Source organism: Streptacidiphilus sp. PAMC 29251 (assembly GCF_054208735.2).
In genome coordinates, this window is the sequence record NZ_CM135725.2 from 5,633,089 (window position 1) to 5,651,370 (window position 18,282).

At 74.5% G+C, this 18,282-nt stretch carries 13 protein-coding genes and 2 pseudogenes; 12 read left to right on the forward strand and 3 right to left on the reverse strand.

The genetic code is table 11. The annotated features are described in order from the left end of the window. Positions 1 to 12 precede the first annotated feature (12 nt). Positions 13 to 1,038, forward strand: a complete 1,026-nt coding sequence (locus tag ACXKR8_RS26605) for a hypothetical protein (RefSeq protein ID WP_462099863.1) — start codon at positions 13 to 15, stop codon at positions 1,036 to 1,038. 499 nt (positions 1,039 to 1,537) lie between these two features. Here the strand turns inward: ACXKR8_RS26605 and ACXKR8_RS26610 are convergent, their stop codons facing one another. Beyond that, positions 1,538 to 2,155: a hypothetical protein gene (locus ACXKR8_RS26610; RefSeq protein WP_462099864.1), complete on the reverse strand. Its 618-nt coding sequence runs from the start codon at positions 2,153 to 2,155 to the stop codon at positions 1,538 to 1,540. 204 nt (positions 2,156 to 2,359) lie between these two features. On the opposite strand from ACXKR8_RS26610, the gene ACXKR8_RS26615 reads away from it, so the two are divergent. The 8 genes and pseudogenes from ACXKR8_RS26615 (at position 2,360) to ACXKR8_RS26650 (ending at position 10,229) form a co-directional block, all read left to right on the forward strand. Then, the gene (locus ACXKR8_RS26615) at positions 2,360 to 2,953 is read left to right on the forward strand and encodes a hypothetical protein (protein WP_462099865.1); all 594 of its coding nucleotides are present in this window, start codon (positions 2,360 to 2,362) and stop codon (positions 2,951 to 2,953) included. 61 nt (positions 2,954 to 3,014) lie between these two features. Next, a complete protein-coding gene (locus tag ACXKR8_RS26620) occupies positions 3,015 to 3,452 on the forward strand; it encodes a phage tail protein (RefSeq protein WP_458267100.1) in 438 nt (145 codons plus the stop codon). Then, entirely contained in the window at positions 3,453 to 4,172 is a 720-nt protein-coding gene (locus tag ACXKR8_RS26625) for a CIS tube protein (protein WP_458267101.1), read from the forward strand. It begins immediately after the preceding gene. Further along, positions 4,172 to 6,052 carry a VgrG-related protein gene (locus tag ACXKR8_RS26630; protein ID WP_458267102.1) on the forward strand — a complete coding sequence of 627 codons (1,881 nt, stop codon included), beginning with the start codon at positions 4,172 to 4,174 and terminating at the stop codon, positions 6,050 to 6,052. The genes ACXKR8_RS26625 and ACXKR8_RS26630 overlap by 1 nt, the downstream gene beginning before the upstream one ends. After that, positions 6,052 to 6,501: a GPW/gp25 family protein gene (locus ACXKR8_RS26635; protein WP_458267103.1), complete on the forward strand. Its 450-nt coding sequence runs from the start codon at positions 6,052 to 6,054 to the stop codon at positions 6,499 to 6,501. Before ACXKR8_RS26630 ends, ACXKR8_RS26635 begins: the two co-directional genes overlap by 1 nt. Further along, positions 6,501 to 8,459, forward strand: coding sequence for a putative baseplate assembly protein (locus ACXKR8_RS26640; RefSeq protein ID WP_458267104.1), 1,959 nt, complete (start codon positions 6,501 to 6,503; stop codon positions 8,457 to 8,459). Before ACXKR8_RS26635 ends, ACXKR8_RS26640 begins: the two co-directional genes overlap by 1 nt. After that, a pseudogene (locus ACXKR8_RS26645) lies at positions 8,456 to 9,012 on the forward strand (phage tail protein). Before ACXKR8_RS26640 ends, ACXKR8_RS26645 begins: the two are co-directional and overlap by 4 nt. Beyond that, the gene (locus ACXKR8_RS26650) at positions 9,009 to 10,229 is read left to right on the forward strand and encodes an NADase-type glycan-binding domain-containing protein (protein ID WP_458267106.1); all 1,221 of its coding nucleotides are present in this window, start codon (positions 9,009 to 9,011) and stop codon (positions 10,227 to 10,229) included. The pseudogene ACXKR8_RS26645 and the gene ACXKR8_RS26650 overlap by 4 nt, the downstream one beginning before the upstream one ends. A 19-nt stretch (positions 10,230 to 10,248) precedes the next feature. Here the strand turns inward: ACXKR8_RS26650 and ACXKR8_RS26655 are convergent, their stop codons facing one another. Further along, the gene (locus tag ACXKR8_RS26655; RefSeq protein WP_458267107.1) at positions 10,249 to 13,047 is read right to left on the reverse strand and encodes a LuxR C-terminal-related transcriptional regulator; all 2,799 of its coding nucleotides are present in this window, start codon (positions 13,045 to 13,047) and stop codon (positions 10,249 to 10,251) included. A gap of 130 nt (positions 13,048 to 13,177) precedes the next feature. Here ACXKR8_RS26655 and ACXKR8_RS26660 point away from each other — a divergent pair, with 130 nt between their 5' ends. From ACXKR8_RS26660 to ACXKR8_RS26670, 3 genes and pseudogenes are all read left to right on the forward strand, one after another. Further along, the gene (locus ACXKR8_RS26660) at positions 13,178 to 13,840 is read left to right on the forward strand and encodes a helix-turn-helix transcriptional regulator (RefSeq protein ID WP_458267108.1); all 663 of its coding nucleotides are present in this window, start codon (positions 13,178 to 13,180) and stop codon (positions 13,838 to 13,840) included. Positions 13,841 to 13,964: 124 nt separating this feature from the next. Continuing rightward, positions 13,965 to 14,612 carry a Pvc16 family protein gene (locus tag ACXKR8_RS26665; RefSeq protein ID WP_458267109.1) on the forward strand — a complete coding sequence of 216 codons (648 nt, stop codon included), beginning with the start codon at positions 13,965 to 13,967 and terminating at the stop codon, positions 14,610 to 14,612. Further along, positions 14,609 to 16,703, forward strand: a pseudogene (locus ACXKR8_RS26670) (ATP-binding protein). Before ACXKR8_RS26665 ends, ACXKR8_RS26670 begins: the two are co-directional and overlap by 4 nt. Before the next feature lie 30 nt (positions 16,704 to 16,733). On the opposite strand, the gene ACXKR8_RS26675 reads toward ACXKR8_RS26670, so the two are convergent. Continuing rightward, the gene (locus ACXKR8_RS26675; protein ID WP_458267111.1) at positions 16,734 to 18,104 is read right to left on the reverse strand and encodes a hydrolase; all 1,371 of its coding nucleotides are present in this window, start codon (positions 18,102 to 18,104) and stop codon (positions 16,734 to 16,736) included. Positions 18,105 to 18,282 lie beyond the last annotated feature (178 nt).

Here is an 18,282-nt window from a genome sequence, read left to right on the forward strand (position 1 = left end):
CGGGCGTAGGCCATGGGGATCTTCGACCGACTGCGGGGACGCGGGGGCGCGCCGGGCCTTCCGGGTGCGTCCGAGAGCGTTGCCGCGCCTGCTGCTGCTGCTGTCGGCGGACGGCCGGGCTGGGCCGGGCTGCCGCCGATCCAGCGCGCGACGGCCCGACCGGCCCGGTACACCGTCGCGTCCAGCGACTTCGCGCAGTCGCTGACGACCTGGCAGAACCCCTCATTCAGCGGGACGTTGTCGCACGCCGTCCTGGACGGCGCTCCGACCGGCCTGATCAGGGGGGTACTGGCGCCCGCCGTCGCGGGGCCTTCCGGGGGGCTGGGCGAGCCCGCACTGTCCCTCCCGGTCGCGGTGGAAGCAGCGGACGACGTGGCCGAAGCGGCCGACGTCGCGGTCCAGCGCACCGTTTCGGCCACCCGCAGGCTCGGCCCACAGGTCGCGCCGGTACGCCCCCGTCGCGCCCAGCCCACCCCGCTGACCAGGGCGCCGGCTCCTGCCCAGGCCCAGCACCGAGTCCTCCCTGCAGCGACCCCGGCGTCCCGCCCGGGCGGGACCCCCACCCTGCAGGCGACGCCCGTGCGGACGGCCGTCGCCCCGGCCGACAGCACGCCGCCACCCGCGCCCGCGGCCCCTGGGCCTGGGCTGACCCCGGGCCTGCGGCCCACGGTCGCCACACCGCCGCCGCTGGCGCCGACCGGGCGGCCCGATCACGAGGTCGACGCGCGGGGCCCGGTGCCGTCCCCGGTGGCGCCGCTCCGTACGAACGTGCAGCGGGGAATGGCCGCCCCCGGCCCGGCTTCCTCCATACCGCGCGGACTCGGGGCGCCCATCTCCTCCGCCCTCCCCGCGGCCCCGTCCTCGGGAGGCGCGATGCCCGTGCAGCGGGCCCGGCCGGACGCACCGAGCGGAGGCTCTCCCGCCCGCGGGCTCGGCCCCTGCCCACCCCCCAGGCTCCCGGCTCGGACTCGCCCACGGTCCCCGTTCCCGCCCGTGCCCCGACGCCGCGCCGCCGTCCACTGCTGGGCGCCCCGGTGACCGCGCCACCCGCAGGCGCGACCCCGCTGACGGTGCAGCGGGCCACAGTGCAAGGTCCGCTGATATCCGATGGTCCGTCAACATCTCCTCTGAGCACGCGATCTGATGAAGCATCTGCTGCTGTAGTGCCCGCAATGCCGACCGCGCCCGTCACCGTGTCGGCGATCGGTTCGTTGCGGCTGGCCTCAGACACGTCCGCGCCTGCGGGCCCCAGTGGGTCGGAGGCACGGCCGGCGGTGCCGGGAGCCCCGGCTGAGGAATGGCCGGTCGCGGCCGGTGAGGCCCAGGTGCCCGGGCCTTCGGGAATCCTGGCGGGTCAGGCGCGGCCGGTGCAGCGCTCCTTGGCCGTGGTCGGCCGCGATCCTGGTTCGGCTTCGTCCCGGGCGACCGAGGGCAGGGCCGTGGAGCAGGCCGGACTCCCGGGAGCAGCGGTCGCTGTCGCGGCCGGATCCGAGCCCCGGTCGCCGGGCGCGGAGCCGCCTGCGCTTCGTCACCTTTTTTACCCCGTACGCCCGTTGGCCCCGGCCCGAACGTTGGTGCCGCACCAGCCGTTCCGGTCTGCGGCGCCGCTGCCGCGGAGTGGGTCGAGGACGGTGCCGCTGCGCGACACCACGTCGGCAGCCGGGTCCGCGTCGGTGCAGCGGCTCGCGGGTCGCACCGCTCCGGCCGTCACCTCCCGCGTGGCGGCGGCCGCCGACATCCCGGTACAGCGTCTGACGGCCGCAGGCGGCTCCTCGACCGCGCCCGTTTCCTGGGCAGTGGACCGTTCCTCGGCCGCGCGCGGATCGGAAACCGGCCCGGAGCCGCGGCACGGCGCCGCGTTCCCCGAACCGTCGGCTGTCACCGCCCCCACACCCCTCCCCACCGCCGCCACCAGCGCCCTGTCACTCCTCGCAGCCCTCGCCGGACCCACCCCGCCCGCCGCCCACCTCACCCCCGCCCCGACCGCGGCTCCAGCCCCGCGTCCGACCCCGGCCATGGCCAGGTACTCGGCTCCGGCCTCGCGTCCGCGTCCGGCCCTGTCCTCAGCCCCGGCCTCGCGCCTGCGCCTGCGTCTGCGTCTGGCCTCGGCCATGACCTGGTCCTCGGTTCCGGCCTCGCGTCCGACCCCGGCCATGGCGCCGTTTTCGCCTCCAATCTCCCGCCCGCGCCCGGCCCCAGCCGCCGTCCCGTTCTCGGCCCCAGCTCCAGCCCCAGCCACGTCCCCAGTCCCGGTCCCGGTCCCGTTCTTGGCTCCGACCCCGGCCATGGCCCTGTTCTCGGCCCCACACCCGCACCCGCACCCGCACCCCGCTCCGGCTTCGGCTTCGGCTCCAGCCCCGTGCCCACCCCGGGCCCGTTCGCCGCCGCCGGCCCGCAGAGCCCTGCTCCGGTGCGGCGCAGCACCGACGGGGCGCGGTTCAGTGGTGTGGCGGAAGCCCTCCCCGTGCAGCGGTCGGTGGCGTCCGGCGGCGGAGCCGCGCCGCTGCTGGGAGTACCGCCCGCGCCCGCGCAAGAGCGCGACCTCGTGGTCCCGCTCGCGGCGGCGAGCCCCGCGCCACCGATGGTGCTGCCGGTGCAGCGGACCCCCGCCACCCCGTCCGTGCCGAACCTGATCAGCGGGCTCATCTCCCCGGCCCGCCGCGCGGAGCCACAGGTGACACCCGCCGTGGCCTACCGCAGCAGCAGCCGCAGCGGCGGCGGCGGCGCAGGCGCAAGCCGGAACGGCCCCCCGCCCCCGTACTCCCCACCGCCGACCGCCCAGGTCACCCCGGGCGTCGACGAAGTCACCTCCCGCTTCGATGCCCGAAAACTGAAGGACGCGCAGGTCGACGAACTGACCCACAAGCTGATCGGACCGCTGACCAGACTGCTCCGCACCGAACTGCGACTCGACCGCGAACGCATCGGAAAGCTGCGCGACCCCCGCCGCTGAACGGCTGCAGAGCCGTCGAACGCACCGCACCGCCCGACCCACCCGCAGGAAGGCCCTCTCGATGCCCCAGGAACTGGACCCCGGCTCCACCATCTTCTTCGACCTGACCATCGACAGCCAGAGCCTGGGCCGCTTCAACACCTGTGAGGGCCTCGCCGCCTCGGTGGAGATCTACCAGCACCAGGAAGGCGGCAACAACGGCTTCGTCTGGCAGCTGCCGTCCCGGGTGACCTTCTCCAACATCACGCTGACCCGCCCGCTCACCCCGGAGACCGGCAAGGTCGGAACCTGGATCACCTCCGTCGCCACCGGCATCACCCGCCCCACCGCCCAGATCGCGGCGAAACGCGCGGACGGCTCGTTCGTCGCGCGCTGGGGGCTGATCGAGGTGCTGCCGGTGAGCTGGACCGGGCCCTCGTTCAACCCGGAGACCCCGGCCGTGGCCATCGAGACCCTGGTGATCACCCACCACGGCTTCACCGACTGGGGGGCCGCTTAGATGGCGGGCAGCACCGGCGCCGGGAAGAGCCTGACCCGGGCCTCGCTGGCGATCCACGAGCCGCCCATCGGCTACGGCACCACACCGGGTTCCCTGATCAGCACCCTGCACTTCGACTACAACCCGTCCCAGCTGACGCTGAGCCGCCGCGCCGAGTGGAAGACCACGCCGAGCGCCGCGGTCCGCTCCGGCGCGGTCCCGGAGTTCATGGGCCCGGTGCCCCGCGACATGACGGTGGACATCCTGCTGGACCGCTCCGGCAAGCCGGACAGCCACGACGTGCTCAAGAACGTCGAACTGCTCTTCTCCTGCTGTGAGACGACCACCGCCAGCATCGCGGCCAAGCAGCCGTCACCCCCGTGGGTGGTCTTCGACTGGGGCGGCAACTCCACGGTCCGCTTCACCGCCTACGTCAGCTCGGTGGAGGTGCAGCAGGTCCAGATCAGTTCCACCGGCCTGCCCACCCGCGCGGTCTGCCAGGTACATCTGAACGAGATCCCGAGCAAGACCGCCGGCCAGAACCCCACCTCCGGCGCGCTCACCGCGCAGCGGGTGCACCGGGTGGTCGCGGGCGACTCGCTGCCGTTCCTGGCCTGGCGCGAGTACGGGGACGCCACCGCCTGGCGCACCATCGCCGAGGCCAACGGCATCGACGACCCGACCCGACTGCACCCCGGTACCGAACTCATGCTCCCCGCCGCTGAAGAGGTCGGCTCCTGATGGGCCAGATCAGTTACTCCAACGTCTTCCATGTCACCTTCGACGGCCGGAAACTGCCGGACGGCCTCGCCCCGCTGCTGGTGTCGGGCTGGGTCGACTTCGGCGCCGGCGTGCCCGGCTCGTTCCAGCTCGAGTTCCGGGACCCGGACCGGCTGGTGCTCGGCCAGGCCGGCATCAGGTTCGGCACCAAGGTGGTGCTGGCCCCGGTCGCGGCCGGCCAGGGCGCGCAGTTCCCGCTGCTCACCGGCGAGGTGACCGGTCTGGAGAGCGACTACGACGGCACCGGCAGCTTCACCGTGGTCCGCGGCTACGACCTGGGCCACCGGATGCTGCGGCAGCGCCGGGTGGCGGCGTACCGCAACATGACCGCCTCCGACATCGCCCGCCAGCTGGCGGGCAAGGACAAGGTCCCGATCGGCAGCATCCACCGGACCACCACGGTCTACGACTTCCTCACCCAGGCCAATGTCACCGACTGGGACTTCCTCGGCCGCCTGGCCGACGAGAACGAGATGGTGATGTCCCTGAGCGCCCGGGGCACCTTCCAGTTCGTCAAGCGCGACCCGGCGTCCGGCGCGCCCGCTGCGGGTTCGCTGAGCGACAGCAGCCCGCAGGTGCTGGCGCGGGAGGACATCAGGCGCTGCCGGGCCGCCGTCACCTCCGCCGACCAGGTGGCCGAGGTCCGGGCCCGCGGCTGGGACGTGACCACCAAGAAGACCCTGGTCGGCCGGTCGCCCACGGCCGCCAACCCGGGGATCGCGATCGGGGTCAAGCCGGCCGAGACGCTCGCCGCCTTCGGGACCGCCACCCTGGTCGAGACCGACACCCCCTACGACCGGCAGGGGGAGGTGAAGAACGCCGCGGCCGCCCTGGCCGACGACGTCACCGCCGCCTTCGCCGAGTTGGAGGTGACCGCGGCCGGCAACCCCAAGCTGCGTCCCGGCGTCCCGGTCGCCCTGGCCGGGGTGGGCGAGCCCTTCGAGGGCAAGTACACGGTGACCGGCGCCCGGCACAGCTTCGGGCTCGGCGGTGGCGGCTACGAGACCTCGCTGACCGTCAGCGGACGCCAGTGGCGCTCGCTGTTCGGCCTCACCTCGGGCGGCGCCGGCGGCATGCCCCGGCTGCCGAGCGTCGCCAACGCGCTGGTCACGGACATTAAGGACCCGCTCCGGCAGGGCCGGGTCAAGCTGCGGTTCCCCTGGCTGGACGACACCTATGTCAGCGACTGGACCAGGACCGTGCAGTTCGGCGGGGTGAACGGCGGCGGGCTGATCGGCCCGGACATCGACGACGAGGTGCTGGTGACCTTCGACCGCGGCGCGCTGGACCACCCGTTCGTCATCGGCGGACTCTACAACGGCAAGGACAAGCCGGGCGTCGTCGACGTCCAGCCGTACGACGCCACCAGCGGCAGGACGGTCCGGCGCACCCTCGCCGACCGCAGCGGCAACCGGCTGGACCTGCTGGACCAGCGCACCGGCGGCAAGCAGGGGGTGCGGCTCAACACCGGCGACAACCGGCTGACGGTCAACCTGGACCGGGCCCAGACCGAGATCACCATCGACAGCAAGGGCAGCGTCACCATCAGGGGCACCCGGAAGGTGTCGGTCGAGGCGGCGGACATCTCGCTGAGGGCGGGTCAGAAACTGTCGCTCAGCAGCGGCGGCGACCTGTCGATCGAGGGGGAGATCATCACCGTCAAGGCCGGCGCGGTGCTCAGCATGAACGCGTTGAACAGCAGCCTGACCGGCGACGTCGACCTGGAGCTCTCCTCGGTCGCGAACCTCGACATCAAGGGCGTCAACATCCAACTGGCCGGCATCATCAAGATGCTGGGAGAGGCGACCCTCGACGGGGCGCAGGTCATGGTGATCCCCTGATGCCCGAGCAGTTCGTCGGCACCGGGTGGGCGTTCCCGCTGCGGATCGGTCCCACCGGCGGCATCGCCATGGTCAGCGGCGAGCGCGAGATCGAGGAGGCCATGCGGCTGGTGCTGGCCACCGCGCCGGGCGAGCGGCCGATGCGGCCCGAATTCGGCTGCGCCATCCACGACCTGGTCTTCGCTCCGGTCAACGAGGCCACCGCGGGCCGGATCCAGCACGAGGTCCGCGGCAGCCTGGACCGCTGGGAGCCGCGGATCGAGGTCGAGGACGTCGAGGTGACCGCGGGGGAGGAGCCGGGCGTGCTCTTCATCGACGTCCACTACTCGATCCGCGGCACCAACAACCCGCGCAGCCTGGTCTTCCCGTTCTACGTCATTCCCTCCCACGACGAGCCGTCCCCGAATCCATCCCCGGACCCTGGACCGGCCACCGAAGGCGACCGCTGATGGCACTGCCCTCTCCCAACCTCGACGACCGCCGCTTCCAGCAGTTCGTCGACGACGCCAAGCGCTACATCCAGCAGCGTGCCCCGGAGTGGACCGACCACAATGTGTCGGACCCCGGCGTCACCCTGGTCGAGACGGTCGCGCACATGGCGGACCAGCTCGTGTACCGGCTGAACCGGGTGCCCGAGAAGAACCACCTGGCCTTCCTCGACCTGATCGGGATCACCCTGTTCCCGCCCTCGGCCGCGCGCGCCGAGGTCACCTTCTGGCTGTCCGCGCCGCTGGGCGACCCGGTCCGGCTGCCGGTCGGCACCGAGGTCGCCACCTCGCGGACCGAGAGCGAGGAGGCGGTGGTCTTCGCCACCGAGAACGAACTCACAGTGGTGCCGAGTGAGTTGGCGTATCTCGTGGTCCAGCTGAGCGGACAGGCGGCGGTCGACCGGACCTCGGACCTGGCCGAGGGCAAGGATCTGCACTGCTTCGCCGAGTCACCGCGGCCGGGGGACTGCCTGCTGCTGGGGCTCACCGCCGCCGTCCCGCACTGCGCGGTGGCGCTCACGCTCGACAGCCGGGTGGACGGCGTCGGCGTCGACCCCCGGCAGCCGCCGCTGGTGTGGGAGGCCTGGACCGAGGACGGCTGGACCGGCTGCGAGGTCGACCGGGACGGGACCGGCGGGCTGAACCGTCCGGGCGAGGTGGTGCTGCACGTCCCCGGCGGCCACGTGCTGTCCCGCACCGGGCGGCGCGAGGCCGGCTGGCTGCGCTGCCGGGTCACCGAGCCGCTGCCGGACCAGCCCTTCTACACCACCTCGCCCACCGTGCGGTCGGCCGAGGCGTTCACCATCGGCGGCACCACCGGCGCCGTGCACGCCGAGACGGTGCGCGACGAGGCGCTGGGCGAGTCCAGCGGGCTGCCCGGCCAGCGGCTGCGGCTGGCCCAGGCCCCGGTCGTCGGCGACACACCGCCGCTGCAGCTCCAGGTCGCCGAGGACGACGGCTGGACCGACTGGGAGGCCGTCCCGCACTTCGCCGCCTCCGGACCCGGCGACCGCCACTTCACCCTGGACGCGGCCACCGGCGAGCTGGCCTTCGGCACCGCGGTCCGCGAGCCGGACGGCAGCCTGCGCCAGTACGGCGCCGTGCCGGCCAAGGGCGCGGCCGTCCGGGCCCGCCGCTACCGCACCGGCGGGGGCAGGGCGGGGAACGTGGCCCGCGGCGCCATCCAGGTGGTGCGCAACTCCGTCCCCTATGTGGCCGAGGTGGTCAACCGCGAGGCCGCCACCGGCGGGGTGGACGCGGAGACCGTCGCCGAGGCGAAGGCCCGCGCCCCGATCACGCTGCGCGCCCAGGACCGCGCGGTGACCCTGCGCGACTACGAGGAGCTGGCCCGGCGCGCGGCACCCGAGACCGCCAGGATCACCTGCCTCGAGGGCGACCCGGACGAGCACGGCGCCCACGCGGTACGGGTGCTGGTCGTGCCGCAGGCGGTGCCGGACGCCGGCGGGCGGCTGCGCTTCGAGCAACTCGTGCCCGGCGACCCGCTGCTGGGGCGGATCACCCGCTACCTGGACGACCGCCGGCTGATCGGCACCCGGCTGGCCGTCGGGCCGCCCTACTACCAGGGTGTCACCGTCGTCGCCACCGTGCACGCCTTCCGCGGCACCGACGCCGACCGGGTCCGGCGGCAGGCGCACGACGCCCTCTACCGGCACCTCGACCCGCTGACCGGCGGGAGCCACGGCACCGGCTGGCCCTTCGGCCGACCGGTGCAGTCCGGGGAGATCTTCGCCGTGCTGCAGCGGGTGCCCGGGGTCGAACTCGTGGACCAGGTGCTGCTGCACCCGGCCGACCCGCTCACCGGCAAGCGCGGGGAGCCGACCGACCGGATCGACCTGGACCCGCCGTCCCTGGTCTTCTCCTTCGACCACCGGGTCCGGGTCATCGGCGAGCCGTCATGAGGGGCTCCATCGACGGCCTGGGCAGCTCCGCGCCGCTGGGCCTGATGCTGCCCGCCGTCTTCGCCGACGACGACCTGGCGCAGCGCTTCGTGGCCGGTCTCGACGAGGTGCTCGCCCCGCTGCACCAGGTCCTGGACTGCCTGGACGCCTACTTCACCCCGGCGCTGGCCCCGGTGGACTTCGTCCGCTGGCTCAGCGACTGGGTCGGCGCGGAGACCGAGGGCACGGAGGACGAGGCGCTGCTGCGGGCGGCGGTCGCGGCCGCCGCGCACCTGCACCGGATCCGCGGCACCCGCCGCGGCCTGGCCGAGGCGGTGCGCCTCGCCTTCGGGGTGGAGCCGGAGATCACCGAGAGCGGCGCCGCGGCCTGGGACGCCCGGCCGCTCGGCCCGGTCCCCGGCGACCGCCGGCCGCGGTTGCAGGTGGTGCTCGCCCTGCCCGACCCCACCCCCAGGACCGGCACCGGCTGGAGGCCCTGGTGGCCGCCGCCCGTCCCGCCCACATGCCCTACACGGTCCAGGTGACCGCAGCCGAGAGGAACCCTGACAGGTGACCAGCCAGACCGCCGACGCGGGCCGGGGACAGAACCAGGCGCCGCTGTGTGCCGAGTGCGGCACGCCGCCGACCCCCGGGCAGTCCTTCTGCGACGGCTGCGGCGCCGTGCTCGGGTGGACCCCCGGCCCCGCAGGCATCCCGGGCCCCGCAGGCCTCCCGGGCCCGGGGTTCGCCCCGGGGACGGCCGACGACGACACCACGCCGGTGCCCAGCGCCGCCGCCCTCGACCCCGCCGCCCTCGACCCGGCCGCCCTCGACCCCGCCGCCGACCCCGGCCTGCGGACCACCGGGGTCCGCCCCGCCGCCGGCTTCGCCGACCCGGACGCCGCGGAGCGGGCCAGGGCCCTGCTGATCCCGGTCGCCGACCCGGAGCCGGGGGCGGCGGCCCCGTCCCTGGCCCCGGTGCTGCCGGGCCGCCCGATCAGCGCCCGACCGCAGGTCCGCGGCCTGCAGGAGCAGGACGACGAGGACGGCGCCCGCTGCCCGTGGTGCGGCACGGGCAACCGGCCCGACCGCCACTTCTGCCGCCGCTGCGCCATGACCATGGCCGGCCGCCCGGCGGATCCGGCCCGGCTGCCGTGGTGGCGCAGGCTGCCGGGCCTCCGGGGCCGGCGGGTGCCGTGGGCCGGGGAGCGGCCCCGGCTGCGCCGGGGCCTGGGCCGGGTGCTGGCCTTGGTGGTCGGCGTCGTGGCGCTCGCGCTGCTGGTGACCGCCGCGTTCCAGGTCGGCGCGGTGGCGCAGTCGGTGCGCGACCACTTCACCAAGCGGGCCCCGATCTCGCCGGACTCCTACCGCGCGTCCCATTCCTACGTCGGCCACGGCCCCGCGCTCGCCTTCGACAAGTTCAACAACACCTGGTGGGGGCCGGGCCTGACCCAGTCCGACGCCGGCGAGTGGGTCGAGGCCGACTTCAGCCAGCCGGCCGATCTGCTGGACGTGGTCATCACCTCGGGGGAGTCGACGCTGCCGAGCGATCTGGCCAAGTCCGCTCTCCCGCACACCGTCGAAGCCGTGATCACCACGGCGGACGGGCGGACCCGGAGCCGACTGCTCACGCTGGACCAGGCCGGCGGCGGGCAGACCCGTGCGCTCCGGGTGAGTGATGTCACCGCCGTCCGCTTCATCCTGCGCTCCGCCTACGGCGCCTCGGCCGAGAAGCAGGTGGCCGTCGCCGAGATCGAGTTCTTCGGACGTTCCAGCGGCGGCAGCTCCTGACGCTGCGTCAGGGGCCCAATCAAGTGTCCAACGCGGCCGGGAGTTCGCTGCGGCGGCGGATGCCAAGTTTGCGGTAGGTGCTGGTCAGATGGGTTTCCACGGTGCGCCGGGCGAGATGGTGCAGGTCGGCTATCTCGTCGTTGGTGCGGCCGGCCGCGGCGAGCCGGGCGATCCGGTCCTCGCTGCTGGTCAGCGCGCCGACGCCGGTGCCGCGGGCGGTCCTGGGCCGGGCGCCGCCCTCGCTGAGCGCCTGCTCGGCGAGCCCGAACAGGCGCACCGAGCCCAGCCGTTCGGCCGTGACCGCGGCCTCGCGGAGCAGGGCTCTGGCCGCTCCGCGCTGCCCGGCGGCGGTGAGCTGCCGCCCCCGGGTGATCAGCGCGGCGGTCAGCTCGCTGCTCTGGGAGGCGCCGCGGAGGATCTCCACGGCCTGCGCGGTCAGCTCCTGTCCACGTCGGCCGCTGCTCACCTCGCCCAGGACCCGAAGCGCGCGGCCGAGCACCCGGGGGGTGTTCCACGCGGCGGCGAGCCGGTACTCCTCCTCGGCGAGCGGAAGGGCACGCTGCGGGGAGCCGAGCGCCAGCAGGCACTCGGCGGCCGCCGAGCGCCACGGTGTGACGACGGGGCTCAGCACCTGCCGCGCGGTCTGCCGCCGGCCGCATTCCAGCAGGTCCTCAAGGGCGCCCTCAAGGTCGCCCGTGGCGGCGCGCAGCCTGCCCCTGGCATACAGGAAGCGGTTCAACTCCCAGTGGTCGTCCGCCTGCTGGACGTCGATCCGGCCGGCGAGCCGATCGGCCTCGGCCAGTCGGCCGGATTCGACCAGCGCGAGCAGGGAGTGCGCCTGGAGATTGCTGGGCCGGTCCGCCCCGGGGCCCGCGAGCACGGGGGTGAAGTGACCGCGCGCCGCGGCGGTGTCCAGCTGGGTGTTGAGCAGGGCCCGGCGCATCGGATGCAGCGGCGAGAGGCGCTGCCCGGCCAGGCCGAACCGGACCAGCCGGTCGGCCTCGTCGAGCGCGTCGGCCCACTGGGCCACGGCGGCGGCCGTGCCGAGCAGGTACGGCGTCAGCGCCGGGTCCTCCGGGGCGGACAGCAGGGCGCGGATCCGCCGCATCGCCTGATCGGCTGTCAGCAGGCCGACCGTCGCCTCATAGCGGACCAGCAGGGCCTGCTCGGCCGGACCGAGCAGGGCCGGGGACCGCGCGGCGGTGTCGCGCAGCCCGGCGTAGACCGTCCGCCGGACCTCCGAGTCATGGTCGGAGAGCAGCGCGGACGCGGTTCGGACGGTGCGGGTCAGCAGCGGTTCGTCGGCCAGGTCGCCGTCCAGGTCCAGCTCGTGCAGCAGGTCGAAGGCGGCGTGCCCCTCGCCCCGCTGGGCCAGCGCGGAACTGAGGGTGACCGCGGCCTGGACCCGCTCCCGGGGCAGCTCGCGCAGCCGCAGCGCCTCGGTCAGCCGCGGGATCCCGGAGCTCCGTAAGGCGGTGAACTCCAGCGAGCCGAGTTCGGTGAGCACCTCCGCCCGGCGACCGCGGGCCATCGGCTCGTCCAGCGCCCGCCGCAGATAGTCGACGGCCTCCGCGGCCCGGCCGGCCCGGACCGCGTCGGCCGCCGCGTCCCGCAGCGCGTCCACCGCCCACGCCGCTCCGGCCGGGGACGTCTGCAGCAGGTGGCCGGCCACCGCTTCGGCGCTGTCCCCCCGGCGGTGCCGGAACGCGGCGGCCCGATGCTGGGCCGCCTGCCGCTGCGGGCGGGGCCAGCCGTCCAGCACGGCGTCCCGGAGCAGCGGATGCGCGAAGCGGAGGCGGTCGGGCCCGGGCTCGGTGTCGGGCTCGGAGTCGTCGGGCGGGCCCCCGGGACGCAGCAGCCCGAGCCGCCGCATCGCGGTGACCCAGCCGGACACCCTGGCCGGGTCCGCCCCGGCCACCCCGGCGAGCAGCTCGACGCCGTCCTCTTCGTCCTCTTCGTCCTCTTCGTCCTCTCCGGAAGCGAGTTGGGCGAGGTCGCGGGCCACGGCGGCGGTCGCGGGCCCGGCGCTCTCCAGCCACCAGGCGACCGCGGCCGCGAAGCCGCCCGGATAGAGGTCGGCGCAGCTGTCCGGGAACCCCGCCGCGGCGGCCCCGTCCCGGGTCGGTGACCCCAGGTCGTCCACCAGGGCTGCCAGCAGCAGCGGATTGCCGGCGCAGGCCCGGACGCAGCCGTCCACCCAGGCCTCCGGGGCATGCGGCCCGAGCCGGTCGCGGACCATGGCCTCGGCGGCGGTGCGGCTCAGCGGGGCGAGCGTGTGGACCCGGACCAGGGTGGGCGAGAGGGCGTGGGCCAGCCCCGGCGCGGGCGGCATGAGGTCGTACTGGCTGCGTTCGGTCACCACGATGAGGACCGCCAGCCGGTCCAGGCGCCGGGCCGCCTCGGCGAGCCAGCGCCGGGAGGGGTGGTCGGCGAGATGGGCGTCGTCGACGGCCAGCAGCAGCGGCGACTCGGCCGCGGCCGAGCGCAGCAGCCGCCAGAACCGGGCGAAGCCGGCTCGTTCCCCGGGACCGGGGTCGTCAACGCCTCCCAGCAGTTGCAGCGCGGCGGCGAAGTCCGTCCCGCTGTCCTCGGCCGAGCAGCGGGCCCGCAGCACCCGCATGCCGTGCGCCGCGCCGTCGTCAGCGACCGCCTCCAGCAGCGCGCTGCGCCCGATCCCGGTGGCGCCTCTCAGTACCGTCATCCGCCCGGATCCGGCCCTGGCCCGTGCGGCCTCCGCGGCCACCAGCTCCAGCACCTCGCGGCGCTCGCGGAGCGGTCCTTCGTCGCGGTGGGTGCCCGGTGTGCTGGTCGGCGTCATCGGATCCTCCGATCTCGTGGTCGATCTCGTGGTGCCCCACGATTGCGAACGGCGTACCGATCACTGAAGAGTGGGAATTCGCGTGGTCAACATGGCCACGACAAAGGGAAGTCGGGGTTCGGTCGTGCGTATGTCCTGCGGACCAACGGCGGCCGCGACCGCCATCCCGGTCACGGTGCACGCGCCGGACCCGGTCTCGCTCGCCGGGGTGAAGAGCCAGCTGCGCCATCAGTCGTCGATCGAGCTGGTGGAGGAGGCGGGCGGGCGGCCGGGCTCGGTGGCGATCCTGGTGGCCGACGTGCTGGACGAGCCCACCCTGTCCTCGCTGCGGCGGCTGATCAGGACCGACGCCAACCGGGCCGTGCTGGTCGCGAGCAGCATCCGGGAGGCTGATCTGCTCCAGGTGATCGAATGCGGGGTCGGCGCCATCGTGTGGCGGCGCGAGGCCACCGGGCACCGGCTCCAGCAGGCGGTGGTGGCGGCCTCCCGCGGCGACGGGGACCTGCCCGCGGACCTGCTGGGACGGCTGATCACGCAGGTCGGCACCATGCAGCGCGGCGCCGTGCAGCGGGGCGGCGCCGGTCTGCCCGACGCTCCCGTGCACGGCCTGTCGCCGCGCGAGGTCGATGTGCTCCGGCTGGTCGCCGAGGGTATGGATACCGGTGAAATCGCGAGCAAGCTCTCGTACTCCGAACGCACGGTCAAGAACGTGATGCACGGCCTCACCACCCGGCTGCAGCTCCGCAACCGGGCCCATGCCGTGGCTTATGCCCTGAGGGAAGGCTACATCTGACGGTTCGTACCCCTTCCGATGGCCCCCCGGGCAACCGGGACTGCCCCCGGTGCGCCTGCCGCGGCGGCGCTGCGGAGCGCAGGATGGCCATCGGGGTGTGTCGGCGACAAGGAAGGGCGCGGCAGTGATCCATGAGGTGGACGAGGTCCTCAAGGGGCTGCTGTCCGGCGGCGCGCTGACCGGGACCGGTGTCGAGATCGCCTTCGACGCGCCCACCCGCGACTGGGCGGCCCGGCGCAACGCCCCCACCATCGACGCCTACCTCTACGACATCCGCGAGGACGTCAAACGGCGGGAGAGCGGGACGACGGCGGTCAGGGACGAGCGGGGAGCGGTGCTGCGCCTTCGCCGGCCGCCACGCTGGTTCCGGCTGTCGTACCTGGTCACCGCCTGGACCAAGCGGCCGCAGGACGAGCACCGGATGCTCGCCGCGGTACTCGCCACGCTGGTGCCGCACGAGCTGCTGCTGCCGGAGGAACTGACCGGGTCGCTGGCCGCGCTCGGCCTCACCGTGCCGCTCACCATCGCCGGGACCATGGACTCCCGCTCCAGCGCCGACATCTGGTCGGCGCTCGGCGGCGAGCTCAAGCCGTCCATCGACGTCGTGGTCACCGTGCCCATCCCGTCCTTCCCCGAGTACGACGCCGGGCCCCCGGTGGAGGAGTTCGCGGTGCGGGTCCGCGCGACCGACGGCACCCTGGACGGCTCCCCCGAACGGCACCACCCGCGACGGCACCACCTGCGGCGGCCGACCGGCGCAGTGGCCGAGTGAACGGGTCCGACCTGCTGCTCGACCGGCTCTCCCGACTGCGCGACCGGGTGGCGCGGCTGGTCGACCTGCGCAGCGCCGACGACCCGACCGCCGAGGACCCGCTGCGCGGCCTGTACCTCACCGACGAGGCCGTACAGCACCTGCTGCGGCCCGCGGCCGACCCCGCCGGGACCTACGACCTGGCAGATGACGCCGACTCCGCGGGTGACGCCGACCCGCTGCACCGGCTCGCCGTCCGGCTCGGCCTCACCGCGCTGGACGTGCGGGTCCTGCTGCTCGCGCTCGCCCCCGACCTCGACCGCGGCTTCGAGCCGCTGTACGGCTACCTCAACGACGACGTCAGCCGCCGCCGGGCGACCACAGGCCTCGCCCTGGAACTCTGCGGCCTGCCCGCGCACTCCGCCGCGGCCCGGGCCCGCTTCCACCCGTCCGCGCCGCTGCTCGCGCTGGGCCTGGTCCGGGTGGAGGAGTCCGAACGGCCCTTCCTCAGCCGCTCCCTGCGGGTCCCCGACCGGGTCGCCGCCCATCTGCTCGGCGACGACACCCAGGACCCCGCCCTCGACGGCTACGTCCGGCCGCTGCCGACGACGGAGGTCCCGCCGCCGTTCGACCCGCTGACGCAGCGACTGGCCAAGCGCCTCGCGGCCGGTCCGCTCACCGTCCACCTGCGCCAACTCCGGGACGGCGACGGGCTGGTCTGCGCCACGGCGGCCCTGGGCGCGGCCGGCCTGGAGGCGCTGCACTTCACCCCCGGCACGGCCGCCGCCCCGGCCGGCCCGCGCCCTCCGGCGACCACGGCCGCGGCGAGCCCGACCACGACGACGACCAGGACCGGGACCGCGACCCGGTCCCGGAACTGCTCCGCGAGGCGCGGCTGCGCGGCTGCGCCATCGTGGTGGCCCCGCTGCCGGAGCGCCCGGGGCGGCTGGTGCGGGCGCTCGCGGTGTCCGACGTGCCGGTGCTGCTGATCGGCTCCGGCCCGTACGACCCGGACTGGTGCGACGGCCGTCGCGACCCGCTGGTACTGGAAGCGCCCCGGCAGCACGCGGGCGACCTCGACGCCTGGTCGGCCGCGATCGGGACGTCCTCTGTCGAGGCGTCAGGGGAGCCCGGCAGGTCCGGGGGGCCTGGGTTCGACCTGGCGCCGGTGGTGGCGCCCTACCGGCTGGGCGGCGACCGGATCCGGCGCGCGCGGTGCGGGCCGCGCAGGAGTTGGCGGCGTTCGAGGGCGGCCCGCTCTCCGGCGCGCATCTGCGGCTGGCCGCCCGGCAGCAGTCCGCGTCCGGCCTGGAACAGCACACCCGCCGGATCAGACCCGCTGTGAGCTGGGACGATCTGGTGCTGCCGGCGGGGCCGCTGACTCATCTGCGCGAACTGGCGCTGCGGGCCCGGCACCGCGACCAGGTGCTGGGCGACTGGCGGTTGAGCGCCGGCGGCGGCCGCGGCCGGGGCGTGCTGGCGCTCTTCGCGGGCGAGTCCGGCACCGGCAAGACGCTCTCGGCCGAGGTGGTCGCCGCCGAACTCGGCCTCGACCTCTACGTGGTCCAGCTCTCCTCCATCGTCGACAAGTACGTCGGCGAGACCGAGAAGAACCTGGAGCGGATCTTCACCGAGGCCGACCGCACCGACGCCGTGCTGCTCTTCGACGAGGCCGACGCCGTCTTCGGCAGGCGCTCGGAGGTCAAGGACGCGCACGACCGCTACGCCAACCTGGAGAGCGCCTACCTGCTGCAGCGGCTCGAATCCTTCGACGGCATCGCCCTGCTGACGACCAATCTGCGGGCCAACATCGACGACGCGTTCACCCGGAGGCTGGACCTGGTGGTGGACTTCCCGTTCCCCGACCCGGCCCAGCGGCTGGCACTGTGGCGGCACAGCCTGGCCTCGGTGCCCTGCGCGCCCGACATCGATCCGGGCCCGTGCGCCCGGGAGTTCGAACTGGCCGGGGGCTCCATCCGCAGTGCCGTGGTCACCGCCGCCTACGCGGCGGCCGGCCGTGGCGGCGACGTCACCAGCGCGGACCTGCTGGCCGGCGCCCAGCGCGAGTACCGCAAGGCCGGACGGCTGGTGCTGGACGACGGCGGCTGGTGACAGAGGCTCTCGGCCCCGACCGCCTCACCCTCACACCGTGAACTGGACGGCTTCGAGCTGGACGCCCTGCTTCCCGACGGTGATCCATTGGCGCGGACCGCCGGGGTCGTCGCACACCTGGGTCCCCCAATGCGTGCCCAGGACGTATCCGTTGCCGCAGACGACGCCCACGCCGACGCTCACCACGGCCTGCTGCACGTGGATCGCCGAACCCGGGGTTCCGACGGTGATGTCGACCTCCCCGGCCACACCCTTCCAGGCGGGCAGCCAACCGGTGTCCAGGTACGTGGTGGCCGACATGCTCGTGATGCCGGACACGGCGATGTTGAGGGCCTCGATGGCGCGGCTCTGGTTCTGGGTGCCCGCCACCCCGCCGTCGCACACCGTGTGCTGCCAGCCGAGGTCCTCCACATAGACCCGGTAGCAGATGTGCCGACCCGGGGTGGTCTTGGCCGCCTTGATGGCGGCATTCGCCGCCGTGTCCGGGATCTTCGGCTTCGCCTTGGGCTTGGTCGTCGCCCCGCCTCCGCCGGCTGCGGCCTTGGTCGGGGGCGGTGTCGGAGACGGCGTGGGGCTCGGCGTCGCGGAGGGCGTCGGCGGCGGCGGGGGTGGCGCGAGGGCGGTGGCGACGGGCTGTTGCACCTCCGCGGTGGCCTGGCTGCTGACCGGGGCCGACTTGGTGAACCAGAGCGCGGCGAAGACCAGGCCGAGAGTGCAGAGCAGGGTGAGCACGGTGGCGAGCCAGCGGGGGAGGAATCCGCGCTGGACGTAGCTGCCGTCGACGTCCAGGGGCGTGCTGCCGGAGCGGCGTACGGAGAGCCGGTAGGGCCGCTGCTGCTTGTGGCCGAACCAGATCAGCCGGCGCGGCCGGAGCGTGGCCTGGACGAAGGCGGCGCGTCCGGGTTCGATCTGGACGTTGGCCGGGTGGATGTCGTAGGCGAGCTGGTCGCCGTTGTCATTGCCGGTGACGGAGACGGTGAGCGGGGTGTTGCCGACGTTGTCGATGGCGAGCTTGGGCCGGCCCCGGAAGCGTCCCTTGACGGTGTGCGGGACGAGTTCGGCGCGTATCTCGGTGAACGGCGTGATGGTGAGGTTGCCCTCGGGGACCACGGTCGCCCCGGGGTGCTCGGTCGGAATGATCTGCACGGCATAGGGGTTCGGCCCGGCGGTCGCGTCCGGGGTACGCGGTGGTGCGAAGGTGAGCTGGACGGTTCCGGTGGTGCCCGGGTAGAGCCGGAGGGTCGGCGGCTCGACGGTGACGTAGGGCGCGATCTCGCCGACCGGAACGAAGCGGTACTCGTCGACCACGTCCGCGGTGTTGCGAAGCCGCAGTCGTACGGTGACGGTGCCGCCCGCGTCCACGGTGGTCGACGCCGGCTCAAGGGAAGTCCAAAGGCTCACCTTGCGAAGCTATCCGCGGAGCGGGTGCCAGGTCAGCAGGCCGGGGGACACACTCGGCGTCCGCACAGGCCTGCCCCGCTGCCCCGGAGGCCCGGCGGACCTGCCCCCGATCCCCTTCCGGCCGCTTCCCCGGTCGGGTAGGTGTGGTGGGGGGACTCCTGCAGGGGACTCCCGCGGG